Below are 23856 nucleotides of genomic sequence, written 5' to 3' on the forward strand. Positions count from 1 at the left end.
TAGCGGCGGTCTCTCTCTGGTCTGCCGCGGTAGGGATCAGGCGCTGGGCAGGTCCAGGACCCCCGAGCCACGCTTGACCAGCTCGTTCGCGATGATCAGCCGCTGGATCTCGGAGGTGCCCTCCCAGATCCGGTCCACGCGCAGCTCGCGGTAGAGCCGTTCGACGGCGTACGAGCGGTCGTAGCCCCGCCCGCCGTGGATCTGGAGGCACCGGTCGACCACCCGGCCGGAGGCCTCGCTCGCCGAGAGCTTGGCGATGGCCGCCTTGGCGTGCAGGGTCTTGCGGTCCTCGGCCGAGGCGTGGTCGATCTCCCAGGCGACCTGGTGGGTGTAGGCGCGGTTGACGGCGATGTCCACGGCACTGTCGGCGAGCATGCCCTGGATGAGCTGGTACGAGGAGATCGGCGCCCCGAACTGCTCCCGCTCCACGGCCCAGTCACGGGACAGCTCCAGCGCGCGCTCGGCCGCGCCGATGGTGCGGGCGGCGATCATCAGGCGTTCCTCGGTGAACCAGGAGCGGGTGATGTCGTATCCCTCGCCGATGCCGCCGAGCACGGCGTCCTCGCTCACCTGCACGTCGGTGAAGGTGAACTCGGGGTGCTCGTACACGAAGGTGTGCATCCAGCGCGGGACCCGGGTCATCTCGATGCCGGGGGTGTCCTTGTCGACGAGGAAGAGGGTGGGTGCGCGCTCCGGTCCCGCCGCCGCGAGCACGATCATGAAGTCGGCGTGGTCGCCGACGGTCACGAACCACTTCTCGCCGTTGAGCACCCAGCCCTGGTCGTTCCGGGTGGCGGTGGTGGCGAGGTTCTGCGGGTCGGAGCCGGCGCCGGGCTCGGTGACGGCGTAGCAGTCGCGCCGCTCGCCGTTGATCACCGGAATGAGGAAGCGCTCGCGCTGCTCGGGGGTGCAGAAGCGCAGCGCGTTCGCCGGCCGCCACACCATGTCCCACAGGGCGCCGGTGAGCCGCCCCAACTCCTCCTGCACGGTGACCTGTTCGGCGATGGTGAGTCCGGCGCCGCCCCACTCGGCCGGCATGTTGACGGCCTGGAGTCCGGCGTCGAGGACGGCGTCACGGACCTTGGCGTGCGCGTCGGCGGGCAGGCCGTTGTCCTCCTCGCACTGGGTCTCGTAGCCGGCGATGAAGTCGGTGAGGGCGCGTGCGTCGGCCTTGAGCTGAACCTGGCGCGGGGTGAGACGGAAGTCCATGGAAGTCCTCGCTGATGAAGGGTCGATGAGGGGTCGGGAGTCAGTGCGTGGGCAGGGCGAGAGCACGCGTGCCGCGCTTGATGAGCTCGTTGGCGATGATCAGCCGCTGGATCTCGGAGGTGCCCTCCCAGATCCGGTCGACGCGCAGCTCGCGGTACATGCGCTCGACGGGGTAGGTGCGGTCGTAGCCCCGGCCGCCGAAGATCTGCAGACAGCGATCGGCGACCCGCCCTGCGGCCTCGCTGGCGGCGAGCTTGGCGGTGGAGGCCTTGGCGTGCAGCGTCTTGCGGTCGGTGCCCGGCTGGTCGGCCTCCCAGGCGACCTGGTGGGTGTAGGCCCGGTTGACGGCGATGTCCACGGCGCAGTCGGCGAGCATGCCCTGGATCAGCTGGTACGAGGCTATGGACGCCCCGAACTGCTCGCGCTCCACGGCCCAGTCGCGGGCGAGTTGGAGGGCACGCTCGGCCGCGCCGACCGTACGGGCCGCGATCATCAGGCGTTCGTCGGTGAACCATTCCTTGGTGAGCTCGTAGCCGTTGCCGACGCCGCCGAGCACGTCCTCGTCGGCGACGAAGACGTCGGTGAAGGTGAATTCGGGGTGCCCGTTGACGGCGGAGTGCATGAAGTGCGGGACCCGGGTCATCTCGACGCCGGGCGCGGCCCGGTCCACGAAGAAAAGCGTGGGCAGCCGCTCGGGTCCGGCGTCCGCCTGCACCAGCAGGAAGTCGGCGATGTCGCCGCAGGTGACGAACCACTTCTCGCCGTTGAGCACCCAGCCGCCGTCAGTGCGGTCGGCGGTGGAGGTGCCGGAGGACGGGTCGGATCCCGCGCCCGGCTCGGTCACCGCGAACGCGTCGAACTTCTCCGCGCGGATCACGGGCAGCAGGTACTTCTCGCGCTGCCGCTCGTCGCCGTAGGCCAGCACGTTGGCGGGCCGCCACGGGATGTCCCAGAGGCAGTTGGTGACCTTGCCGAACTCCTCCTCGACGATGACCTGGTCGAGCAGGCTGAGTCCGGCGCCGCCCCACTCGGCGGGCATGTTGATGGCGTAGACACCCGCGTCCATGGCGGCGCGGGTCAGTTCGGTCACGAGCTGCTGCGGCAGGGGGCCGCCGGCCTGCTCGGACTGGTCCTCGTACCGCATGAGCAGCCGTGCGTACTCGGCGGCGCGACGCTTCAGGTCGGCCTGCTCGGGGGTGTAGCGCATGTCCATGGGGACCTCTTCCAGGTCGGTCGGGCGAGTACGGCTCGGTCGGGCAAGTACGGCTGTCAGGCGAGTACGGCGCGGGAGTCGAGGGCCAGGGCCCCGTCGGGCCGTACGAGAAGGGGGTTGACCTCGATCTCGGCGATCTCCGGGTGGGCTGCGGCGAACGTCGTGATCGTCTCGACGGCCCGCGCGGCGGCGGCGACGTCGACGGGCGGGCGGCCGCGCACGCCGTCGAGCAGGGCGGCGGTGCGCAGTCCGCGCAGCAGGTGCAGGGCGCGGTCGGCGGGTACGGGGGCGAGGGTGAAGGCGATGTCGTGCAGTGCCTCGGCCAGCACTCCGCCCAGGCCGACCATGGCGACCGGGCCGAAGCGGGGGTCCCGGTTGACGCCGACGATCAGCTCGATGCCGTCGGTCAGATCCGCCATGGCCTCGACGGAGTAGGCGGAGGCGCCGAGCCGGGCGTGCATCTCGCGGAAGGCGGCGCGGAGTTCGTCGGGTCCGGCCAGGCCCAGTGCCACTCCCCCGGCGTCGGACTTGTGGAGGAGGTGCAGTGCCTTGAGGACGTACGGGCCCGTGAACTCCTCGGCTGCGGCGAGCAGTTCGGCCTCGTCGTGGATCTCCCGGGCGGCGGGGAAGGCGAGTCCGGCCGCTTCGAGGGCTCTGCGTGTCTCCAGGTACCCGCTCTCACGCAACGGGGACGCGGGGCCGGGAAGGGGTGCCACGCCCGTGCTCTTTGCGCCCGGTGCCGTGGCGGCGAGCGCGCGGGCGGCGTCCTCGGTGGCTCCGAAGACCGGTACGCCGGCGGCGGCGAGGGTGCGGCAGCTGGGCGAGTCGGGGTACATCGACTGCACCACGAGGGGTTTGGCGGTGGCGCGGTGCCGGGCGGCGATGAGGCGGGCGGCGGCCTGCTCCCCGTCCGCGAGCGCCCTGCCGCCTCCGCCGAGCCCGCCCTCGGCGGCCGCGTAGCCGCCGAAGTAGCCGGTCATCAGCACGGCGTCGACCTCCTCGGCCGCCAGCAGCTCGGCGACCGTCTCCGCGTAGGAGCCGGGGTCCTGCTCGCCCATCCCGGCGAGGTCCACCGGGTTGGCCACGGCCGACTGTTCCCACAGGGCCTCCCGCAGCCGCTGTCGCGTGGGCTCCCGGAGTTCGGGGACGGTCAGCTCGGCGGCCTCGACGGCGTCGGCGGCGATGACGCCGTGGCCCCCGCCATCCGTGAGCACGGCGACCCGGTGGTCGGCGGCCCGGCGCCCACCGTTCAACGCGGCCAGGACGACGGTGAGTTCACGCGGCGTGGCGACCAGCTCCACCCCGGCGTCCCGGCAGGCCGCGGCGACGACGTCGGCGGAGGTGGTCAGCGCCCCGGTGTGCGACTGCGCGCTGCGCGCGGAGGCGTCCCCGCGCCCGGCGGTGAGCAGCACCACGGGCTTCCCGGCGTCGGCGGCGGCCTCGGCGAAGGCGCGTCCGTCGCCGAAGTCCTCGGCGTAGACCGCGATGGCCCGGGTGCCCTCGTGCCGGGCGCAGTCGGCGAGCAGGTCGACAAGGGTGACGTCGGCCTGGTTGCCGAGCGAGACGAAGCGGGAGAAGCCGAGGCCGTGCGGGTGGAAGCGGAGCTGGAGTTCGAGCGCGAGGTTCCCGCTCTGGCTCAGCAGCGCGACGCCGCCGGGGGTGAACGTGTCCGACGCCAGGAAGAGGTCGGTGGTGTTGTCGGCCAGCCCCAGGCAGTTGGGCCCGACCATCACGGCACCGGCCGCGCGCACCCGCTCGGCGACAGCGTCCTGCCGGGCCCGCCCCGCGTCGCCGGTCTCGGCGAACCCGGCGGTGATCGCGACGATCGCCCGCGCCCCACAGTGCAGGGCCTCGTCGACGGCGTCCTCGAAGCCGGCGGCGGGCACGGACACCACGGCCAGGTCGACGGGTTCACCGATGGCGCTCAGGCTGGGCGCGGCGGTACGGCCGAGCACCGTGCCGCCACGGCGGTTGACCAGGTGGACGGGGCGGCGGCCATTGGCGCGGACCGCCTGGGCGGCGATGGCATGGCCGTACTTGGCCGGGTCGTCGCTGGCGCCGACGACGGCGACGGAGACGGGGTCGAAGAGAGCCGACAGATCACGTCCCATGTCACTTCACCAGCCGCAGCGCGGAGTTGGGGCAGGCGTCGACGGCGGCTGCGGCGGCGTCCTCGCCGCCCGGCGGCACCTCGGTCACGCGCACCTGTGCGTAGCCCCACTCGTCGAGGTCGATCTGCTCGGGCGCGGGTTCCTGGCAGAGGCCGTAGCCCTGGCAGCGGGTGGAGTCCAGCAGGAGTTTCATGGGGCGTAGTCCTTTCGGTACGGCGGTACGGCGGTTCGGCGTCTCGGTGGGAGGTCGTTTCGGGGCTCAGGGCACGGACACCACGAACCGGCGTCCGCCCTCGGAAGCCGCGTCCGAGCACGCGGGGCAGGCGGCGCCGCGATGGGCGTCGACCCGGTCGGGGAAGTGGGCGAGGAGGGTGGCGGCGATCCGTGCGGCGGCGTCGAGCAGCCCGCAGGCCCCACGGCCGGGCAGCTGCCGCGACCAGCGGTGCAGCTTCTCGACCGTGTCGTGGCCCGCCTCCCCGCGTGCCACGGCCACGAGGGCCTTGGCCAGCGCCCCGGTGCCGGAGACACACACCCCGCACTGCCGGGCGCTCTGCGCCCCGAGGTAGGCGGCGGCCTCGACGGCCACGGCGACCGGGCAGTCCTCGGGACCCAGGAAGTGCAGCGCTCCGCAGCCGAGGGCTCCACCGGCGGCGTTCAGGCTGTCGTGGTCGAGCGGAAGATCCGTCCAACCCTCGCCGTACAGCCCTCCGAAGAGCCCACCCAGCAGGACCGCATCAGCCCTGCCGTGCCCACACAGATCGGCCAGGACCTTCAGATGCGTACCGGCGGGCACCTCGATGAGCGCGGCACCACCACCGGCACCTGAAGCGGCACCACCACCGGCACCCGAGACGGTCACCAGATGGGACCCCGCGACAGCGTCCGCCGCCTCGGGACGCGAGTACATCACCGCGACACGGGCCAGCGTCTCCACATTGGCGACCAGCGTGGGCGCGCCGCCGACACCGGCCTCGAACGGACGCGGGGGTTTCCCCGTGGGCAGCGCCGGGCCACCGTCGATACGCCGGACGACCGCGGTCTCCTCCCCCGCGACGTAGGTGTGCTCGGTCCGGACGACGTCGATGCGCAGCTCGGGGGAGCTCTCGGCGAGCGCCCGCCGCACGGCCCGCTCGGCGAGGGCGTCGGACAGGTACACGAACCCCCGCTCGGCGCCGGTCATGGCCGCGGCCAGCCGCAGTCCGTCGAGGACCACGTGCGGGCGATGCCGCAACAGCCAGCGGTCCTTCACCGAACCCGGCTCGCCCTCCTCGCCGTTGGCGACGACGACGCGCGGGCCCGCTGCGTCACGAACGGCACGGAGCTTGACCGCGGTGGGGAACCCGGCCCCGCCTCGGCCGCGCAGCCCCACGGCGGCGATCCGGTCGAGCAGGCGCTCGGGGGCGACCAGCGGCGCGTAGCCGCCCTCGGCGAGGTAACCGTCGATGCCCTCGGCGGCCCCGCGCGGCGGACCGAGCAGGCCGTGCCGTCCTTCGGGGAGGAGGGAGTACACGCCGGTCATACGGTGCTCCTGGACTCGGAGGGGCCGAAGAGTGCGGGCCCGGGGCGCGACCTCAGGCGGGCCAGTGCCCGCTCCAGGTCCCGCCGGTGCGGGGCGGTGCGCTCGTAGCCCGCTCCGGGCAGGCCGATCAGCATGCGGTGGTGATCGAGGACGACCTGGCCGGCCAGCAGCGCCGCCCCCGGATCGGTACTGCGGGATCCCGCCGCGTCGACGACCAGGTCGGTGACTTCGCGCAGGTAGCGCAGCCAGCCACGCTGCGTGCCGCGCAGCACCAGCCGCTCGACGCGGTGGCGCTCGGCGGTGACGAGGGCCGACGGCGGGCGGCCGGCCGCCGGGGACCGCAGGGCGGCCACGGCGGCGGGCAGCTCCTGTTCGGGCTCCGGCGTGAGGCCGAGCCAGACGAGACTGCGGCGAGCGCTCATGCGTGCCTCCGAGGTCGCACCGCTACCGGGTGATCCGGGGTCGCACCGCTTCCGGGTGGCCCGGAGTCGCACCGTGTCCGGGTGACCCGGAGACGGGGGTGGCGCGGCCATGACGTGGGACGGGGATGCTCCGGCGCCGTGACGCGAGGGGCCGGGAGCTGTGCGGGGTGTCCGGATCCGGACGGGCCCGACGTGGCGCGGACCGATGGCCCGCGGGCTTGCGGAACGTGCCTGGGCATCCGTCGGCGGGCCCGGGCCGTCCATCTGCCACGACACTAACTAACTAATCAGTCAGCTCACAAGTCTTGACTTGCCGCCGCGACCACCCCAGTCTGACTAACCAATCAGTCAGCTGGATCGCGGCAGGTCCGGAGCACCACACCTGCCCCCGCCCGGCCAACCGCCTCACCGCCCATCGCCGCCGCAGCGGCGCGGAGGAGGACCCCATGAACCCCTCGACGACCCGGGCACCCGGCACCGTCTCCCCCGCCCCGCCGGGGCCGCTCCCCGAGCACCCCGGGGAAGCCCTGGCGGCCCGCTACTACACCGATCCAGCCATCGCCGAGGCCGAGACCGACCGCATCTTCGCCAAGTCCTGGCAGCTCGTCTGTCACGAGTCCGACCTCCCCGGCCCCGGCGCCCGGCTGACCGCCACCGCCGCCGGACGGGAGGTCCTGGTCGTCCGCGCCGAGGACGGCGGCCTCGCGGCTCACCTCAACGTCTGCCGGCACCGCGGCACCCGCCTGGTCACCGACCCGGAGCCGTCGGGCAAGGCGATCCGCTGCCCGTACCACGGCTGGACCTACAAGCTGGACGGCCGGCTGGTCGGCGCCCCCGAGGCCCGCCGGATCCCCTGCCTGGACAAGCCGAAGCTCGGTCTCCACCCGGTCAACGTGGAGTCCTTCCTCGGCTTCGTCTTCGTCAACCTCGACATGGAGGCGACACCGCTCGCCGAGAGCTGCGCCGGGCTCGCCGAGGCCGTCGGCCGCTACGCCGGGCCCGGTCTGGTCCCCGTCGGCAAGCACCGTATCCACGACGTGTCGGGCGGCGAGGAGCAGAACGCCAACTGGAAGGTGATCGTCGACAACTACCTGGAGGGCTACCACGTCCCCGTGGCCCACCCGGCGCTCATGCGACTGCTCGACTACGCGGCGTACACGGTGGACGTCCAGGAGAACTACGTCCTGTTCGAGTCGCCGCTGCGCGACAAGCCCTCCTCGAACTGGACCGAGCGGCTCTATCAGCTGCTCGCGACCCCGATGCCGGGGCTGGCCGAGGCCGACCGGCGGGTCTGGCGGTACGCCGTGATCTACCCCAACACGCTCATCGACTTCTACCCTGACCACGTGCTCGCGTGGACCGCCCTGCCCACCGCCCAGGACCGGGCGGCGATCCCCGGCGCCTTCTACACCAAGGTCGGCGAGGGCCTGCGCACGCGGCTGGCCAGGCGGCTGAACATCCACATCGGCTGGGTCACCAACGACGAGGACGCCGAGCTGGTGGAGCGGGTGCAGGCCGGTATGCGGACGCCCGGATTCGAGCCGGGGCCACTGTCGCAGCGCGAGGCCGCCGTCGGCTGGTTCGCGCGCCGGGTCCGCGAGGATCTGGAGAAGGACGCGCGGTGACGCCCGCCGCCTCGGGGCGTTCGCCGCACCCGCACACCGCCGCCGTACGACTTCTCCCGCCTGCCGTGGTGTTACCGCGCGCCCTCTGAGCCGCGCACGCACCCTCCCCAGACCGGTCTTCCCTTCGGAATCAGGGCCTGAAGTGAGCCGACCAGCCGGTCCCGCCCTGGAGTTGTGCCGTTCCTCGACGGAGAGGACGTTTCATGTCCCCCGAGGTACCACCGCCGTCCCGACGCGCCTTGCTGCGGGCGGGCGCCTGCGGCCTGCTGGGCGCAGCGGCCGACGGCTGCGGGTTCATGCCCGCGAAGAAGCCCGACGCCAAGCAGCTCGCCCCGGTCGAGGCGCGCGTCGACGGCGATCTCGTCTACTTCAACTGGGCCGACTTCGTCGACCCGTCCGTGTTCAAGGGCTTCGAGAAGGAGTACGGCGTCAGGGTCGTCCAGTCGAACTTCGACTCGATGGAGGGCATGGTCGCCAAGCTGAACGCGGGCAACCGCTACGACATCATCTTCCCGACGGCCAAATGGGCCCAGCGGCTGGTCCGAGGCGGACGGCTGCGCCGTATCGATCACTCGCAGCTCGCGCACTCGAAGGACGTCTTCGGCGCGTACGACTACTTCGCCGATCCCTGGTACGACCCGGGCTCCGCGCACACCGTCCCCTTCACCGCGTACAAGACGGGCATCGGCTGGCGGCGCGACCGGATCGGTGAACTCACCGACTCCTGGCGGGACTTGTGGAACGACCGGGCCAAGGGGAAGGTCTTCCTGCTGGACGACCGCGACGAGGTGCTCGGCATGGGCGCCCTCGCGCTGGGCCTCGACGTCAGCACCGGTGACACCGGCGACCTCGACCGCGTCACCTCGCTGCTGGGTACCCTGCGCCCCCGACTGCGGGGCTTCTCCAGCGACAGTTACAACAACCTCCTCAACGGCAACGCGCTGATCCAGCAGGCGTGGAGCGGTGACATGGCCGCCATGCTCAACCAGGCCGAGGACCCGTCCGTGTTCGGGTTCGAGGCCCCCAAGGAGGGCACGCCGATCAACTCCGACTGCTACGCCATCCCCTGGAACGCGCCCCACCCCGGCACCGCGATGCTGTTCATCGACTACATGCTGCGGCCGGAGAACGTGAAGAAGAACATCGAGTACATCGGCTACCCGATGCCGGTCGCGGGCACCGAGAAGGTCTACGCCGACCTCGTCGAGCCCTTCCCCGAGTGCCTGGTCACCCAGGACGACCTGGCGGCCGACCTGTTCTTCCGCAACGGCGGCCGGGCGGCGGAAGAGGCCCGCGACGCCGCCTGGACCCATGTGAAGGCGGGCTGAGACATGGCACTGCCGCGCCCCTCGTCCCGAGGCCGCCGCCGGGACACCTCCGGAAACCGGATGTGGATCTGGTTCATGCTGCCGGGCACCCTGTGGATGACCGGCTTCCTGATCGCCTCACTGGTCCTCGTCGCCGTCCTCGCGGTCGGCACCACCGACGAACTCGGCAACCCCCGCTTCGGCTTCGACCTGGCCGGGGTGCGCGCGCTCGCCGACCCCGCCTACACCGAAGTCCTGGCCCGCTCCCTCGGCTACGCGCTGCTGACCTGCGTGATCTGTCTGCTGATCGCCTATCCGGTGGCGTACACGATCGCCCTGTACGGCGGGCGGTACAAGCACGCGCTGATCGCCGCGATCGTGGTGCCGTTCTTCGCCAACTACCTGGTGCGGATGTACGGCTGGTCGGTGGTCCTCTCCGACGACGGGCCCGTGCTGAGCGCGCTGCGTGCGGTGGGTCTGGCCGACGCGGGCACGAAGATCCTCAACAGCGGGTTCGGTGTGGTCGCGGGGCTCGTCTACGGCTTCGTCGTCTTCATGATCATCCCGTTGTACGCGGCCCTGGAACGCCTCGACGTCTCCCTCATCGAGGCCGGCCGCGATCTGTACGGCGGCCCGGTCCGCACCTTCTTCTTCGTCACCCTGCCCGCCACCCGGCAGGGCGCGGCGGCCGGGCTCGTCCTGGTCTTCCTGCCCGCCATGGGCGACTTCGTCAGTGCCCAGCTCATGGGTGGCCCGGACCAGATCATGATCGGCAACCTCATCCAGGACAAGTTCTTCCAGGGCCAGAACTGGCCGCTCGGCTCCGCGCTCACCATGCTGCTGATGCTGGTGCTGCTGGTCGGGATGCTCGGCTATCTGCGGCGCACCCGCAAGGACGAGGCGGAGGCACTCCGATGACCCTGGTCCGTACGCCCTCGGCCACCGCCCCGGCCCGTCCGACCGCCCGCACACGCGCCCGGCGCCGGCGCGCCCATCGCAAACCCCGCGTCCTCATCGCGGTCACCGGAGTGTTCTTCGCGCTCCTCTACCTGCCCATCGCCGTCGTGGCGCTGTTCTCCTTCAACTCCCAGAAGTCCCTGACCGTGTTCGACGGGTTCAGCCTGCGCTGGTACCGGGCCTTCGTCCACGACGACGTGCTGATCGCCTCCCTGGGCACCAGTCTGCGCATCTCGCTGGTGGCGATGGCCGGTTCGGTCCTCCTCGGGGTGGCGCTCGCGGTCGGTCTGGTGCGCTGCCGCACCCGGCTCGGCTCACTGGCCGGACTCGTCATGCTGGTGCCGCTGATCACGCCGGAGATCGTCACGGGCGTGGCGTCGATGCTGCTGTTCAAGGGACTGGGCGTGCCCCTGTCCACCGGCACGGTGATGCTCGCCGAGATCACCTTCTCGATCTCGTACGTCACCGTCATCCTCCGCTCCCGGGTCGCCGCGCTGAACCCGGAGGTGGAGGAGGCCGCGATGGATCTCGGCGCGACCCGGTGGCAGGCGGTCCGGCTGGTGACGCTGCCGGCGCTCCTTCCCGCCGTGCTGGCGAGTGCCGTACTGATCTTCGCGCTGGTCTTCGACGACTTCGTCCTCGCCTACTTCACCACCGGCGTCGACCCGCAGCCCCTGTCGGTGCGCATCTACTCGGCGATCCGCTTCGGGGTGCAGCCCACCATCAACGCGGTCGGCACGCTCATGCTCGCGGGATCCATCGCCCTGATCGCCCTGGCCCTGTTCATCCCGCGCCTCTTCGGCCGCCGCGGCGGCCTCGACATCCTCTCCGGGGAGTGACTCCATGGACGCGACCCCCGCCGTTCGGCTCGACGGCGTCTCCAAGCAGTTCGCCGACTCCTATGCCGTGCACCGCCTCGACCTCGACATCGACTCCGGGAACTTCTTCTCCCTGCTGGGCCCGTCCGGCTGCGGCAAGACGACCACACTGCGCATGATCGGCGGCTTCAGCGATCCCACCGAGGGTGCGGTGCTGCTGGCGGGTGAGGACGTGACGTACCTGCCGCCGAACAAGCGCAACGTCAACACGGTTTTCCAGAGTTACGCGCTCTTCGACCATCTCAGCATCGCCGACAACGTCGGCTTCGGCCTCAGGCGGAGAGGCGTCGCCAAGGCCGAGATACGGCAACGTGTCGGCGAGATACTGGAGTTGGTCCAGCTCGCCGGGTTCGCCGATCGCAGGCCCCGCACCCTCTCCGGCGGGCAGCGCCAGCGCGTCGCCCTCGCCCGCGCGCTGGTCAACCGGCCGGCCGTGCTGCTCCTGGACGAGCCGTTGGCGGCCCTCGACCTGAAGCTGCGCCGGCAGATGCAGGTGGAGCTGAAGCAGATCCAGCGCGAGGTCGGCATCACCTTCGTCTTCGTCACCCACGACCAGGACGAGGCGCTGACCATGTCCGACCGGATCGCCGTGATGAACGCGGGCCGTATCGAGCAGTGCGGCACCCCCGAGGACATCTACGAGCACCCCGCCACCCGGTTCGTCGCCTCCTTCATGGGCACCTCCAACCTGATGACCGGCACCTACCGCTCCGGTGAGGTGGCGCTGGAGAAGGGTCCGCCGCTGCCCGTCGGTCCTCGGTCCGACATCGCGGACGGCACCGCGGTCAGCGTGTCCGTGCGCCCCGAGAAGATCTGGCTGTCCGACTTCGAACCGGGCATGTCGATGCTGAGCGGCGTGCTCCGCGAGACCGTCTACAGCGGCCCCACCACGACGTATCTGATCGAACTCGCGCCGGGCGTCACGCTGTCGGTGCTGGAGCAGAACACGGCCCGCGCCCGCATGGAGGACCGCTGGAGCGGCGGCGAGACGGTGGAGTTCGGGTGGCGTCCCGAGCACTGCCTGGTGCTGGCCTGACAACCCCTCATCCTGCACACGAACGTTCTATTCACGAACTTCTGTGATCGAAAGCGAAGCTGATGCATCACGACGTGATCGTGCTCGGTGCCGGTCTCGCCGGGCTCTGTGCCGCCCGGGACCTGGCCGCCGCCGGCACCGACGTGCTCGTCCTGGAGGCCCGGGACCGCGTCGGCGGCCGGGTCGAGCAGACCCGTACACCCGACGGCCGTACCGTCCAGCTGGGCGGCGAGGTGGTCGGAAACGGGCACACCGCCTATCTCCGACTCGCCAAGGAACTCGACCTCGACCTGGTGCCCAGCTATGTCGAGGAGCCCGGCCGCATCACCCGTGCCACCCCGGAGGGCGTCTCGGCCGGCGATCCGCCGCACTGGTTCGGCCCCGGTGACGCGGCCCTGCACGAGCGCCTCAGCGGCGAGTTCACCGCGCTCGCCGCCACCGTCGACCCCGACGACCCCTGGTCGCATCCGGACGCGGTCGCCCTGGACCGCCTCTCCGTGGCCGACTGGCTGCGCTCCCGGCAGGCCACGCCCGCCGTCGTACGACTCTGGGACATCGGCCAACTCGCCCTGGCCGGCGGCTCCTACGAGCGGATCTCACTGCTGGCCGCACTGCGCAAGAGCGCCGCGGTCCCCGGCTCCGGCACGGGCGACTACGACTACGCCGACTGGGAGGGGCTGCGGCTCGCGGCGGGATCCGCGACGCTCGCCGAGGTCCTCGGCCGCGAGTTGGGCCCACGCATCCGGCTCGGCGCGCCCGTCGCGGCGTTGGACGTACGCCCCGGCCGGTGCGCGGTACGTCTGGTCACCGGCGAGGTCCTCACCGCCGGCGCGGTGGTGAGCGCCCTGCCCGTCGGTCCGCTGCGGGACGTCGCCGTCAGCGGGGTGAGCGAGGCACGGCTCGCCTCCCTGCATCGGCAACGCCAGGCGACGGCAGCGAAGTTCGCCGCCGTCTACGACCGTCCCTTCTGGCGGGACGCCGGTCTGAACGGCCTGTCCGAGGCGGAGGGCGTGCTGGGCAGCACCTGGCCGCAGAACGAGGGCGTCCTGTCGGCGCTGATCCCGCCCGAGCGGTACGGCGTCCTGCTGGGCACCCCGCCCCGGCTGCGCACCCCCGAGCTGCTCGCCGAGATGGCCGGCTTGTTCGGCGACGAGGCGCTCCGGCCGACCGCCTGCCACCTGCGGCTGTGGGGCACCGACCCATGGACCCAGGGTTACGTCACCCAGTGGCCGCCGGGCGAGGTGATGGCGGTGGGTCCGCTGCACGGCACCCATGAACCGCCGTTCTACGTGTGCGGCTCCGACCAGTGGGTCGCCGGATACATGGAGGGCGCGGTCCGCACCGGACGCGCCGCCGCCGAGGAGGCGCTGCGCCGTGGCTGACACCGACCGCCTCAACCACATCGGCGGAAGGGACGTACCGGCCGCGTCCGGCGCCACCCTGCCCTTGATCGACCCGGCCACCGAACTCCCCCATGGGACGGCCCCGCTCTCCGGTCCGCAGGACGTGGACGCTGCCTGCCGGGCGGCCGACGAGGCCTTTCACGGCTGGTCGACGACGACTCCGGCGCAGCGGCAGAGCGCACTGCTGCGTATCGCCGACGTACTGGAGCGGGAGGCCGACGCGCTGGCGGCGGCCGAGGTGACCGACACGGGGAAGCCGCGCGCCCTGTTCCTCGCGGACGAACTGCCCGCGATCGTGGACGTGTCGCGGTACTTCGCCGGAGCCGCCCGGAACCTGCCGGGTGCCGCGGCGGCCGAGTACACGCCGGGCCGCACCTCCGTGCTGCGGCGCGAGCCGGTCGGCGTGTGCGGCCAGATCACCCCGTGGAACTACCCGCTGATGATGGCCGTGTGGAAGGTCGCCCCCGCGCTGGCCGCCGGGAACACCGTCGTCCTGAAGCCGTCCGACACCACGCCGTCGTCGGCCACGCTCCTGGCGCGGCTGGCCGCCGAACATCTGCCGCCCGGTGTGCTCAACGTCGTCTGCGGCGACCGTGACACCGGGCGGGCCCTCGTCGCCCACCCGCAGGTCCGGCTGGTGGCCGTCACCGGAAGTGTCCGCGCCGGACAGGAGATCGCCGCCGCGGCGGCCGTGGACCTCAAGCGGCTGCACCTCGAACTCGGCGGAAACGCACCGGTATTGGTGCACGCGGACGCCGATCTCGACGACGCGGTCGAGCAGTTGTCGGCGCTCGCCTTCTACAACGCGGGGCAGGACTGCACGGCCGCGACCCGGATCCTGGTGGACCGGCGGATCCACGACAGCTTCCTGGCCCGCTTCGCCGACCGGGCCGACCGGCGGCTGCCCGGCGCACCGGACGACGTGCGCGCCGACTTCGGGCCGGTCGCGAACGCCGCCCAACTCGCCGCCGTACGCGGCCTGTTGGATCGGCTCCCGGACCACGCCGAGGTCATCACGGGCGGCACCGCCCTGGACCGACCCGGCTACTACCACCAGGCCACGGTAGTCGCCGGGGTGCGGCAGCGGGACGAGATCGTGCAGAGCGAGGTGTTCGGGCCGGTCGTCACCGTCCAGCCGTTCGACGACGAGTCCGAGGCCGTCCGGATGGCCAACGACGTCCCCCAAGCGCTCGCCGCGAGCGTCTGGACCCGCGACCACGACCGCGCCATGCGGGCGAGCCGCGCGCTGCGGACCGGCATCGTCTGGGTCAACACGCACGGCACGACGGTGTCGGAGATGCCGCACGGGGGCGTTCGCCACTCCGGGTACGGCAGCGACCTCTCCCTCACCGGCCTGCTCGACTACACGCAGGTCAAGCACGTCATGCTGTGACGGGCCCCCGGCGACGGTCGGTCCGCCTCACAGCTTGGCGCCGAAGGCTTGCGTCCACCAGGGGCCGCCCGAGCCCTTGTGGATGCCCACGCCGATGTCCTTGAACGAGCAGTTGAGGATGTTGGCGCGGTGGCCGGGGCTGTTCATCCAGGACTCCATCACCGCCTCCGGTGTCTGCTGACCCATGGCGATGTTCTCCCCGTATGTGGACCAGCGGTAGCCCGCGGCGGTGATGCGCTGCCCGGGGTCCTCCCCGTCCGGGTTGGTGTGGTCGAAGAAGCCGCGGGCGGCCATGTCCTCGGAGTGGCCCAGCGCGGCCTTGTTCAGCAGGGAGTCCTCGGCGAGCGGACCGCACCCGGCGGCCGACCGCTCCTTGTTCACCAGGGCGACCACCTGGCCGACGGTGTCCGTGGCGACCGGCTGCGACTGCGGCGTACTGGACGGGGTGCGCGTCGGCTTGGGGGTCGGCCGGGGAGTGGGCGTGGCCTTCTTGGTGGGTTTGGGGGACTTGGAGGGGGTCGCCTTCTTCGACGGTGAGGCGGAGGGCGACGGAGACTTGGACGGCGACGGGGACGTCTCGACGGGACTCAGTTCCGAGAGGTCCGCCTCGGGGGCGCCGGCGACGGTCCGCGCGGCGGTCGGCTCCTCGGTCCCGGAGCCGGGGGCCTTGTCGAAGTACCAGAGGCCGCCGCCCGCCACGCAGGCCGCCACCACGACACCTCCGACGGCACGGCGCCGGATGCGTCGACGCCGACGAGCCTCGCTGCGGGAAGCCACCCGGCCGCCCGCGCCACGGTGCCCCGCATTGCGGCCCGATCCGGAGTGCCTCCCTGACTCGTTCAGCCGGGAGGCCGAGCCGACCGCGGCCATCCCGCCGGAGGCGGACAGCACCCTCTCCAGGAGCGCGGGCGCCGCGACGACGAGCGCGAGACCGGCCAGGAGGCCTTCGGCGGGCATCAATCCGCTCCACAGACCGGAGCATTGCACGCAACCCCGGGCATGCCGGGCTATTCGCTTGCGCCACAGCGCCGAGGGCCGGCCGTCCCAGGAGGCCAGCAGACCTTGCAGTTCCTGGCAGCGGGGCCGCGAGTCGAGGGCTCGCACCACCACCCGGGCCGCCTCCAACTGCGCCTTCATCCGCTGCACCCGTACCGCTGCGTGCTGCGGCGACAGCTCCAGGGCGGCCGCGACCTCGGCCCGGGTCAGCTCGCCCGCACACTCCAGCCACCACAGGGACAGCAGCCCTCGGTCGTCGGGCTCCAGCCAGCGTGTCGCGCGTGCGGTCTCCTGGCGCTGGCCGGACAGCTGGAGCTGCACCATGGTCAGGTCCACGAAGTCGGCGCCCGGATCCGCGAGATCCAAGGCCTCGCCCACGGGGCCAGGGGCGGACTGGCGGTCCTGCCAGTGGGAGCGGACCTGGTTCATCGCGATCGCCACGAGCCAGGAGCGGAAGCTCTCGGGAGTGCGCAGCCCTCCGAGCGCGTCGAGGGCACGGAGCATGGTGTCCTGCACGACGTCATCGACGTCGACGGAGCCGTTCAGAGCCCTCCCCACGATGTTGTAGACCAGCGGGAGGTACGCACCGACCAGGGCGTCCTGAGCCTCCGGGTCGCCACTCCTGGCCGCGGTGACCAGTGCCGCCAGTTCCGTCGTGCGCTCTGTACTCATCAAAAACTTCCCTGTCCTCGACGCCGAACGAAGCTGTCCGATACATGGGAGATCGATCGACGAGCCGCGGATAACGGTTCTTCGGACGCTTGTTCCACGAGAGACTCACGGGGTCGGCGGGGCGGCGCAATGGGGGACGTCACATTGGCGGGACCCGGCCGTCGACCGTCCGGAGAGGCCGGTCGGTGACAAAAGGGATGAAAAGTCAATCACTTTGGACTGAATTCACCAGGTCGAGTGAACCAGATCTTGCGCAGTGCGCCGCAGGGATGCTCACCCTCACCCCCGGGTAACTACCCGGATCTAAAGCCCCCCTGCCGAGGTGGAGCGGACATGACGCCGGACGCCGACGACCGCGCCCCCTATCCGACCGAGGACAAGGCCGCGGACTTTCTGCACCGCGTGACACCCCCGGCGAACACCCATGCCCGCACCCGTAGATGCGGTCCATACATCGTGGTCGAAGTCCTGGGTGAGATCGATCTGGCGACCGCGGTGTTCCTCGCCGAGCACCTGGACGCGGCGACGGCACGACCGGATCCGGACGTGCTCGTCGACCTGCGGCGGGTGGACTTCTTCGACTGCTCGGGGCTGCGTGTGCTGTGCCGGGCCGAAACGCGGGTCAGGGACCGAGGCGGTCGCCTCCGGATCGTCTCCGACGCGCCGCGGATACGGCGACTGCTGCGCGGCGCCGGACTGCTGGACCGGTTCGCGCCGTTATCGGGCATCCCCGGGGAAGACGGTCATTCTCCGTAATCACGATGGAAGATGACGGAAGATGACGGAAGCTGATGGAAGCTGATGGAAGCCGCCGGAAGATACGGAAGACGGCGATTCTTCTTGGTGATCCGAGGTGTCGGCCGGGCGGCCCCACTCCGCCCAGCCGACCCCCGGTGCGAGATCGCGGGGGCCTCACGGCAGGACGCGTACTCCCCATCCGCGCGCCTCTGCCGAACTGCACGGGGCCATGCGATCCCGGTCCCTTAGAACGCGAAGAGGCTGGTCCCGAAGGAGCCCTTCACGCACTCGTTGGCGAAGGTGCGCTCATAGGAGACGCGCTTACCCTGCCAGACGCCGTCGACCGTGACGATCACCGGGTCGTACTGCTTGGTACACAGCACGCCGTCCCTGGCTCTCAGCGCATCGAAGTCCCCGCCCACGCCCCGCAGTTCGACACAGGCCGACATGGCATCCGGGTGCGTGCCGGAGGCCGTCGGGGCGCAGCTCAAGGTGACCGCGCGCACCGGCGTGGTCATGGTGGCGCTGTCGCCGTTGGCCAGGGTGAGCACCAGGGCCGAGGGGGCGTAGAGCGAGGCGGGGGTGGCGTCCTGGGCTGCCAGGGCGGATCCGGTGAGGGGTCCGCAGATGGCGGTGGCCGTGAGGCCGAGGGTCGCTGCCCAGCGCGCGGTGTTCCGCATTGTGTGCATCCTTCCGCTCGAGTTGAGGGTGTGCCGGCTCCGGCGCGATCGGTGCCGGAGTGACGAGCGGGAGTCTGCCGAGTCCGCCGCCGAAACTCACATCGACACCACGGGTTTCAGTAACCTTGCGTATTGAATCAGTGGCGTGAAGTAACGGACTTCGAACGTTCCAACGCCGAAACTTGGCGGCTCTTGATCGTTCCAAGTCGCCGAGTGGCCGGTTTTCGCACGCTGATTAATAGGCCTGAAACATTCCGATTGGGCCCTCCGGTTGAGCTCTCGGCTGACTCGCCGCCCGCCCCTTGTGTTCATGAAGCGTCGGAGTAATCGTCATTACATGATTACCAGCGAACAACGACAGAAGCTGCGCGGCTGGTTCGCCGGCCGTCTGCCGGACGACCTCTTCGAGGAACTGACCGAGGTCACGGTCGACCGCGAGGAGATCACCGTGATCGGCCGCATCCCCGCTCCCCACCTGGCCGAGGACGTCTCGGCCGCCGAGCGGGAGGCGGCCGTGGAGGGCCGGATCCAGGAGTTCCGGGAGCGCACCCGGGAGACCCGGATCGGGGTGGCCCGCGAGGCGGAGCACCGGTTCCGCCGGAAGGTGTCCTGGGGCGTGGAGTGCGACGGTGAGCGCGCCCTGTTCACGCACATCGCCGCGCCGGTGATGACCCGGTTGCGGCAGCCCGAGCGCCAGGTCCTCGACACCCTGATCGCCGGCGGGGTCGCCCGCAGCCGCAGCGACGCCCTCGCCTGGTGTGTACGGCTGGTCCAGCGGCACACGGACGACTGGCTCGCCGAACTGCGCGATTCCCTGGAGAACGTCCAGCGGGTGCGGGCACAGGGACCGGACGCGGAGCCGGAGGACGCGTCCACGGACAGCGACTGATGGAGGTTTCGTCCACTCAGCGCACCGAAGATGGATGAACCGTCCTCTGGTGCGGATCTCGCGCCCCGCCGTACCGTCTGCAGATCCCCGAGAGGACGGCATCCGCGCTGCCCGCACACCCCAGCGGCAGGCACCGACCGTCGCCCCCGCCGCGCCACAACGCGCTCCACCGCCCCGTCCCCGCTGGAGCCCCCTTGTCCTCGCAGTCCCCGCAGTCGCCTCAGGCCCCGCAGCCCTCGAAGGCCTCTCAGGCCGCACCCCTCTCCCCCGTTCCCGCCCCCGCCCCCTCCTTGACCGAGGTGGAGACCCACGGCGTCGACCGCATCCCCGACGCCGAGCGCACCGCGACGCCGCTCGATCTGTTCCGCCTCGCCTTCGGCGGCGCCAACACCTTCTCCACCTGTGTCCTGGGCGCCTTCCCGATCCTGTTCGGCCTCTCCTTCTGGCAGGGCCTCGCGGCCACGCTGCTCGGGGTCGTCGTGGGCGCGCTGATCCTCTGCCCGATGGCGGTGTTCGGCCCGGTCAACGGCACCAACAACGCCGTCTCCTCCTCCGCGCACCTGGGCGTGCACGGCCGTGTGGTCGGCTCCTTCCTCTCCCTGCTGACGGCCGTCGCGTTCTTCTCGATCTCGGTGTGGAGCTCGGGCGACGCCCTGGTCGGCGGCGCGCACCGGCTCTTCGGACTGACGCGCGGCAACCTGTCGTACGTCATCGCGTACGCCCTGTTCGCGGGACTGGTCCTCGCGGTCTGTGCGTACGGCTTCCGCTTCATGCTGTTCGTCAACAAGATCGCCGTGCCCTCGGCGAGCGTGCTCTTCCTGATCGGCGTGATCGCCTTCGCCGGTGACTTCGACCCGTCGTACGCGGGCGTCTTCACGGACTCCGCGGACGCGGCGACCCAGTCGCTGTTCTGGCCGTCGTTCATCGGCGCCGCCCTGATCGTGCTCTCCAACCCGGTCTCGTTCGGGGCGTTCCTCGGCGACTGGTCGCGCTACATCCCGGCGAGCACCCCGCGCCGCAAGGTGATCGGCGCCGCGTTCCTGTCGCAGATCTCGACCCTGCTGCCGTTCGTCTTCGGCCTGGGGACGGCGAGCATCATCGCCACGAAGGTTCCGGAGTACGTCGACCCGGCGGCGCCCGACTTCGTCGGCGGGCTGCTGGCGATCTCGCCGGGCTGGTACTTCCTGCCGGTGTGTCTGCTGGCACTGATCGGCGGCATGGCGACGGGCACGACCGCGCTGTACGGGACCGGGCTCGACTTCTCGTCGGTGTTCCCGCGGCTGTCGCGCGTGCAGGCGACACTGCTGGTCGGCGGCCTGTCGATCGCGTTCATCTTCGTCGGGCGGTTCGGCCTCAACCTCGTGCAGTCGATCTCGACCTTCGCCACCATGATCATCACCTGCACCACGCCGTGGATGGTCGTGATGATGCTGGGCTACTGGACCCGGCGCGGCTGGTACGACCCCGAGGCCCTGCAGGTCTTCAACCGCCGTCAGCGCGGCGGCCGTTACTGGTTCGCGCACGGCTGGAACTGGCGGGGCATGACCGCCTGGTGGGTGGCGGCGCTGATCGGCGTGCTGTTCACCAACATCCCGGGCCAGTTCGTCGGCCCACTGGGCGATCTCGCGGGCGGCGTGGACATCAGCCTGCCGTTGTCGCTGGTCGTCGCGGCCGTGCTGTTCCTGGCGCTGCTGCGGGTGTTCCCCGAGCCGAGGGCGGTCTACGGGCCCGAGGGGGCGCGGCTCGCCCGGACGGTCGAGGTGCCCGTACCGCCGATCACCGGGCCCGGCGCGAAGGGCGACGAGGAGCCGTTGTCAGACCCGTCCGCTAGCTTGCGGGCATGACCAACTTCGTACTGGTGGCAGGGGCGTGGCTCGGGGCGTGGGCGTGGGACGAGGTGACGGCCGAGCTGCGCGCGGCCGGGCATGACGTCCATCCCCTGACGCTGTCCGGCCTCGCCGAGAAGCAAGGTGTTCCGGCAGGGCAGCAGACCCACGTCCAGGACATCGTGACGGAGGTCGAGCGCCTCGACCTGCGGGACGTCGTCCTCGTCGGGCACAGCTACGCCGGCGTGCCGGTCGGGCAGGCGGCCGAGCGGATGGGCGACCGGCTGACGCGTGTGGTGTTCGTCGACGCCATAGTCCCGGTCGACGGAGAGTCGTCCCTCTCCGGCTGGCCGAGCGACGAGGTGCGGGAGGCGATCGCCGCGACCGGCTTCTGGCCGCCGCTGACCGCCGAGGACTGCGCGGGGCAGGGCCTGACGGACGAGCAGATCGCACTGTTCGTGAACGGCTCCACCCCGCACCCGGGCCCCACGGCGACGGAACCGGCCGTCCTCACGGGCGACCTCGGCAAGCTTCCGGGGACGTACATCAAGTGCCTCCTCGACGGCGACGAACCGTGGGGTGCCGCGGCCGAGCTGCTCAAGGGCGACCGCTGGAACCTGGTGAACATGGACACAGGCCACTGGCCGATGTTCTCCCAGCCGCGCGAACTGGCCCAGATCCTGCACGAGTCGGTGACGGCCCCCTGATCCGATCCCCCTGATCCACTCCCCCGCCTACCGGTCGGTATGGTCGGCGTACAGCGCGTTCTCAGTGACGAGAGGCGGGGCGTACGCATGGGCAAGCACTGGGCGGACTTCCAGTACGAGATCTACCTGAACGGGATGTCGGGTGCCGTACCCCGGCTGCCCACCGATCTGACCCGGCTGGAGGAGCTGACCGAGCAACGGCTCGGCCCCGGTCCGGTCGGCTATGTGGCGGGCAGCGCGGGCGACGGCAGCACCGCCCGCGCCAACCGGGCCGCCCTCGGGCGGCACCGGATCGTGCCGCGCATGCTGCGGGACGTGCACGAACGGGATCTGTCCGTCGACGTGCTGGGCCGCTCCCTGCCCGCTCCGCTGGCGCTGGCACCGGTCGGGGTGATGTCGATCATGCACCCGGATGCCGAGTGCGCGGCCGCGCGGGCCGCCGCCGCGCAGGGCGTGCCCTTCACCCTGTCGTCGGCGTCCAGCACCCCCATGGAACAGGTCGCGGAGGCGATGGGCGACGCCGAGCGCTGGTTCCAGCTGTACTGGCCGAAGGACCCGGAGGTGGCCCGCAGTTTCCTGACCCGGGCGAAGGCGGCCGGGTTCACCGCCCTCGTCGTCACCCTGGACACACCGATGCTGGCCTGGCGGCCACGCGATCTCGACCAGGCCTACCTGCCGTTCCTGCACGGCGTGGGCACCGCCAACTACTTCTCCGACCCCGCCTTCCAGGCCGGCCTGGCCAAGCCGGTGCTGGAGGACCCGAACGCGGCCGTCATGCACTTCGTCGGCATGTTCTCGGACCCCGCCAAGACCTGGCCGGACCTGGCGTTCCTGCGAGAGAACTGGGACGGCCCGATCGTCCTGAAGGGCATCCTGCACCCGGCCGACGCCCGCGCCGCCGCCGACGCCGGGATGGACGCGGTGGTCGTCTCCAACCACGGTGGCCGCCAGGTGGCCGGCTCCGTCGGGGCGGCCGACGCCCTGCCCCGGGTCGTGGAAGCGGTCGGCGACCGGCTGACCGTGCTGTTCGACAGCGGTATCCGCACCGGCGCCGACATCTTCAAGGCGCTCGCCCTCGGCGCGAAGGCGGTCCTCGTCGGACGGCCGTACGCGTACGGGCTCGGCCTGGACGGACAGGCGGGCGTCGAGCACGTCATCCGCTGTCTGCTGGCCGAACTCGATCTCACCCTCGCCCTGTCCGGGCACGCCACCCCCGCCACGATCGGCCCCGCCGACCTCATCGAGGAATCCGCATGACCGCCGCCCAGAACGTCCTCGCCGTCATCTCGCCCCACGTGGGCGGCCGTGGCATCGGAGCCGGCCTCGCCACGCTCTTCCCCGAGGAGGCGAACGTCACCGTCGTCGAGGCGGCCGACGAGGACCCGGCGGCCCTGCGCTCCGCGCACGTCGTCATCACCGCGCTCGCGCCCGTGACCGCCGAACACCTCGCCGCCGCACCGGAGTTGGCGCTGGTGCAGTGCGCGAGCCACGGCTTCGACTACGTCGACGTGGACGCGGCCCGCGAGCGCGGCGTGCGGGTGTGCAACATCGGCTCCAGCGGCGCCGAGGCACAGAACGTCGCCGAGCAGACCTTCGCCCTCATGCTCGCCCTGGCCAAGCAGCTGATCCCGGCCCACACTGCGCTCGTCGAGGCCGACTGGGCACTGCCTCGCCTCCAGAACTCGCTGACCGAACTGTGCGGCAAGACGCTCGGCATCGTCGGCCTGGGCGAGATCGGACGGCAGGTCGCCCGCCGCGCGGTCGCGTTCGACATGAGCGTCGTCTACGCCGGACGACGCCGGCTGTCACCGCAGACGGAGGCCGAGTTCGGCGGCGCCCGTCACGCCCCGCTCGACAACCTGCTGAGCACCGCCGACTACGTCACCCTGCACACGCCGCTCACCGACGAGACCCGCCACCTGCTGAACGCCGAAAGGCTGGCGCTGCTCAAGCCGACGGCGTTCGTGATCAACACCGCGAGAGGCGCCCTGATCGACCAGAACGCCCTCGCGGACGCGCTGGAGAAGGGCGCCCTGGCCGGGGCGGGCATCGACGTCTTCGACCCCGAACCCCCCACCCCGGCCCTACGCCTGCTCCGCGCCCCGAACGTGGTGCTCTCCCCACACGCCGCCGGCGTCACCCGCGAGACCCTGGTACGGATCGCCCTCGCCGCGGTCCAGAATGTGACCGGCTTCCTCTCGGGCAGGGCACCGCAGGATGTCGTGAACTGAGCAGGTCGGAGCGCATCCTCTGGCAGTTCGGCAGCGCCCCTTCA

Annotated in this window: 21 protein-coding genes; 13 read left to right on the top strand and 8 right to left on the bottom strand. The window is 71.4% G+C overall.

Annotation, left to right across the window (positions count from 1 at the left end):
- Positions 1–36: 36 nt before the first annotated feature.
- The 6 genes from ACIA8X_RS29845 to ACIA8X_RS29870 all read right to left on the bottom strand — a co-directional run bounded on the left by ACIA8X_RS29845 (position 37) and on the right by ACIA8X_RS29870 (position 6474).
- Positions 37–1209: an acyl-CoA dehydrogenase family protein gene (locus tag ACIA8X_RS29845; RefSeq protein ID WP_393446934.1), complete on the bottom strand. Its 1173-nt coding sequence runs from the start codon at positions 1207–1209 to the stop codon at positions 37–39.
- Positions 1210–1249: 40 nt separating this feature from the next.
- On the bottom strand, positions 1250–2422 hold the full coding sequence (locus ACIA8X_RS29850; RefSeq protein WP_393446936.1) for an acyl-CoA dehydrogenase family protein: 1173 nt from the start codon (positions 2420–2422) through the stop codon (positions 1250–1252).
- Positions 2423–2478: 56 nt separating this feature from the next.
- Positions 2479–4533 carry an acetate--CoA ligase family protein gene (locus ACIA8X_RS29855; RefSeq protein ID WP_399459553.1) on the bottom strand — a complete coding sequence of 685 codons (2055 nt, stop codon included), beginning with the start codon at positions 4531–4533 and terminating at the stop codon, positions 2479–2481.
- Position 4534: 1 nt separating this feature from the next.
- The gene (locus tag ACIA8X_RS29860; protein ID WP_393446940.1) at positions 4535–4726 is read right to left on the bottom strand and encodes a ferredoxin; all 192 of its coding nucleotides are present in this window, start codon (positions 4724–4726) and stop codon (positions 4535–4537) included.
- 66 nt (positions 4727–4792) lie between these two features.
- On the bottom strand, positions 4793–6052 hold the full coding sequence (locus ACIA8X_RS29865) for an NADH-ubiquinone oxidoreductase-F iron-sulfur binding region domain-containing protein (RefSeq protein ID WP_399459554.1): 1260 nt from the start codon (positions 6050–6052) through the stop codon (positions 4793–4795).
- Positions 6049–6474, bottom strand: coding sequence for a hypothetical protein (locus tag ACIA8X_RS29870; RefSeq protein WP_399459556.1), 426 nt, complete (start codon positions 6472–6474; stop codon positions 6049–6051). The genes ACIA8X_RS29865 and ACIA8X_RS29870 overlap by 4 nt, the downstream gene beginning before the upstream one ends.
- Positions 6475–6920: 446 nt before the next feature.
- On the opposite strand from ACIA8X_RS29870, the gene ACIA8X_RS29875 reads away from it, so the two are divergent.
- The 7 genes from ACIA8X_RS29875 to ACIA8X_RS29905 all read left to right on the top strand — a co-directional run bounded on the left by ACIA8X_RS29875 (position 6921) and on the right by ACIA8X_RS29905 (position 15073).
- Positions 6921–8099: an aromatic ring-hydroxylating dioxygenase subunit alpha gene (locus ACIA8X_RS29875; protein ID WP_399459557.1), complete on the top strand. Its 1179-nt coding sequence runs from the start codon at positions 6921–6923 to the stop codon at positions 8097–8099.
- A 203-nt stretch (positions 8100–8302) separates the two neighbouring features.
- Positions 8303–9427 carry a spermidine/putrescine ABC transporter substrate-binding protein gene (locus ACIA8X_RS29880; protein WP_399459558.1) on the top strand — a complete coding sequence of 375 codons (1125 nt, stop codon included), beginning with the start codon at positions 8303–8305 and terminating at the stop codon, positions 9425–9427.
- 3 nt (positions 9428–9430) lie between these two features.
- On the top strand, positions 9431–10324 hold the full coding sequence (locus tag ACIA8X_RS29885; protein WP_399459559.1) for an ABC transporter permease: 894 nt from the start codon (positions 9431–9433) through the stop codon (positions 10322–10324).
- Entirely contained in the window at positions 10321–11202 is an 882-nt protein-coding gene (locus ACIA8X_RS29890) for an ABC transporter permease (protein WP_399459560.1), read from the top strand. Before ACIA8X_RS29885 ends, ACIA8X_RS29890 begins: the two co-directional genes overlap by 4 nt.
- A 4-nt stretch (positions 11203–11206) precedes the next feature.
- On the top strand, positions 11207–12277 hold the full coding sequence (locus ACIA8X_RS29895; protein WP_399459561.1) for an ABC transporter ATP-binding protein: 1071 nt from the start codon (positions 11207–11209) through the stop codon (positions 12275–12277).
- 62 nt (positions 12278–12339) lie between these two features.
- Positions 12340–13659 carry a flavin monoamine oxidase family protein gene (locus tag ACIA8X_RS29900; RefSeq protein ID WP_399459562.1) on the top strand — a complete coding sequence of 440 codons (1320 nt, stop codon included), beginning with the start codon at positions 12340–12342 and terminating at the stop codon, positions 13657–13659.
- Positions 13652–15073: an aminobutyraldehyde dehydrogenase gene (locus ACIA8X_RS29905; RefSeq protein ID WP_399459563.1), complete on the top strand. Its 1422-nt coding sequence runs from the start codon at positions 13652–13654 to the stop codon at positions 15071–15073. The genes ACIA8X_RS29900 and ACIA8X_RS29905 overlap by 8 nt, the downstream gene beginning before the upstream one ends.
- Before the next feature lie 27 nt (positions 15074–15100).
- Here the strand turns inward: ACIA8X_RS29905 and ACIA8X_RS29910 are convergent, their stop codons facing one another.
- Positions 15101–16741 (bottom strand): sigma-70 family RNA polymerase sigma factor, encoded by a 1641-nt coding sequence (locus ACIA8X_RS29910; RefSeq protein WP_399459564.1) that lies wholly within the window; start codon positions 16739–16741, stop codon positions 15101–15103.
- Between the two features lie 333 nt (positions 16742–17074).
- Here ACIA8X_RS29910 and ACIA8X_RS29915 point away from each other — a divergent pair, with 333 nt between their 5' ends.
- Positions 17075–17497: an STAS domain-containing protein gene (locus ACIA8X_RS29915; RefSeq protein ID WP_399459566.1), complete on the top strand. Its 423-nt coding sequence runs from the start codon at positions 17075–17077 to the stop codon at positions 17495–17497.
- Positions 17498–17724: 227 nt separating this feature from the next.
- Here ACIA8X_RS29915 and ACIA8X_RS29920 read toward each other — a convergent pair whose 3' ends face one another.
- Complete coding sequence (locus ACIA8X_RS29920; protein WP_393446965.1) at positions 17725–18159, bottom strand: protease inhibitor; 435 nt, start codon at positions 18157–18159, stop codon at positions 17725–17727.
- Between the two features lie 337 nt (positions 18160–18496).
- On the opposite strand from ACIA8X_RS29920, the gene ACIA8X_RS29925 reads away from it, so the two are divergent.
- From ACIA8X_RS29925 to ACIA8X_RS29945, 5 genes are all read left to right on the top strand, one after another.
- Complete coding sequence (locus ACIA8X_RS29925) at positions 18497–19048, top strand: hypothetical protein (protein ID WP_393446967.1); 552 nt, start codon at positions 18497–18499, stop codon at positions 19046–19048.
- 299 nt (positions 19049–19347) lie between these two features.
- The gene (locus tag ACIA8X_RS29930; protein ID WP_399459639.1) at positions 19348–20892 is read left to right on the top strand and encodes a purine-cytosine permease family protein; all 1545 of its coding nucleotides are present in this window, start codon (positions 19348–19350) and stop codon (positions 20890–20892) included.
- On the top strand, positions 20889–21581 hold the full coding sequence (locus ACIA8X_RS29935) for an alpha/beta fold hydrolase (protein ID WP_399459567.1): 693 nt from the start codon (positions 20889–20891) through the stop codon (positions 21579–21581). Before ACIA8X_RS29930 ends, ACIA8X_RS29935 begins: the two co-directional genes overlap by 4 nt.
- An 87-nt stretch (positions 21582–21668) precedes the next feature.
- Positions 21669–22838, top strand: a complete 1170-nt coding sequence (locus ACIA8X_RS29940; protein ID WP_399459568.1) for a lactate 2-monooxygenase — start codon at positions 21669–21671, stop codon at positions 22836–22838.
- Positions 22835–23812, top strand: a complete 978-nt coding sequence (locus ACIA8X_RS29945; protein ID WP_393446973.1) for a 2-hydroxyacid dehydrogenase — start codon at positions 22835–22837, stop codon at positions 23810–23812. The genes ACIA8X_RS29940 and ACIA8X_RS29945 overlap by 4 nt, the downstream gene beginning before the upstream one ends.
- Positions 23813–23856: the final 44 nt, after the last annotated feature.

It is taken from the genome of Streptomyces sp. NPDC051738 (assembly GCF_044453205.1).
GTDB lineage: Bacteria > Actinomycetota > Actinomycetes > Streptomycetales > Streptomycetaceae > Streptomyces.

Excerpts from the sequence above, each read along its gene's own strand:
- ACIA8X_RS29845 (WP_393446934.1), bottom strand. The coding sequence starts at position 1,209 with ATGGACTTCCGTCTCACCCCGCGCCAGGTTCAGCTCAAGGCCGACGCA.
- ACIA8X_RS29850 (WP_393446936.1), bottom strand. The coding sequence starts at position 2,422 with ATGGACATGCGCTACACCCCCGAGCAGGCCGACCTGAAGCGTCGCGCC.
- ACIA8X_RS29855 (WP_399459553.1), bottom strand. The coding sequence starts at position 4,533 with ATGGGACGTGATCTGTCGGCTCTCTTCGACCCCGTCTCCGTCGCCGTC.
- ACIA8X_RS29860 (WP_393446940.1), bottom strand. The coding sequence starts at position 4,726 with ATGAAACTCCTGCTGGACTCCACCCGCTGCCAGGGCTACGGCCTCTGC.
- ACIA8X_RS29865 (WP_399459554.1), bottom strand. The coding sequence starts at position 6,052 with ATGACCGGCGTGTACTCCCTCCTCCCCGAAGGACGGCACGGCCTGCTC.
- ACIA8X_RS29870 (WP_399459556.1), bottom strand. The coding sequence starts at position 6,474 with ATGAGCGCTCGCCGCAGTCTCGTCTGGCTCGGCCTCACGCCGGAGCCC.
- ACIA8X_RS29875 (WP_399459557.1), top strand. The coding sequence starts at position 6,921 with ATGAACCCCTCGACGACCCGGGCACCCGGCACCGTCTCCCCCGCCCCG.
- ACIA8X_RS29880 (WP_399459558.1), top strand. The coding sequence starts at position 8,303 with ATGTCCCCCGAGGTACCACCGCCGTCCCGACGCGCCTTGCTGCGGGCG.
- ACIA8X_RS29885 (WP_399459559.1), top strand. The coding sequence starts at position 9,431 with ATGGCACTGCCGCGCCCCTCGTCCCGAGGCCGCCGCCGGGACACCTCC.
- ACIA8X_RS29890 (WP_399459560.1), top strand. The coding sequence starts at position 10,321 with ATGACCCTGGTCCGTACGCCCTCGGCCACCGCCCCGGCCCGTCCGACC.
- ACIA8X_RS29895 (WP_399459561.1), top strand. The coding sequence starts at position 11,207 with ATGGACGCGACCCCCGCCGTTCGGCTCGACGGCGTCTCCAAGCAGTTC.
- ACIA8X_RS29900 (WP_399459562.1), top strand. The coding sequence starts at position 12,340 with ATGCATCACGACGTGATCGTGCTCGGTGCCGGTCTCGCCGGGCTCTGT.
- ACIA8X_RS29910 (WP_399459564.1), bottom strand. The coding sequence starts at position 16,741 with ATGAGTACAGAGCGCACGACGGAACTGGCGGCACTGGTCACCGCGGCC.
- ACIA8X_RS29915 (WP_399459566.1), top strand. The coding sequence starts at position 17,075 with ATGACGCCGGACGCCGACGACCGCGCCCCCTATCCGACCGAGGACAAG.
- ACIA8X_RS29920 (WP_393446965.1), bottom strand. The coding sequence starts at position 18,159 with ATGCGGAACACCGCGCGCTGGGCAGCGACCCTCGGCCTCACGGCCACC.
- ACIA8X_RS29925 (WP_393446967.1), top strand. The coding sequence starts at position 18,497 with ATGATTACCAGCGAACAACGACAGAAGCTGCGCGGCTGGTTCGCCGGC.
- ACIA8X_RS29935 (WP_399459567.1), top strand. The coding sequence starts at position 20,889 with ATGACCAACTTCGTACTGGTGGCAGGGGCGTGGCTCGGGGCGTGGGCG.
- ACIA8X_RS29940 (WP_399459568.1), top strand. The coding sequence starts at position 21,669 with ATGGGCAAGCACTGGGCGGACTTCCAGTACGAGATCTACCTGAACGGG.
- ACIA8X_RS29945 (WP_393446973.1), top strand. The coding sequence starts at position 22,835 with ATGACCGCCGCCCAGAACGTCCTCGCCGTCATCTCGCCCCACGTGGGC.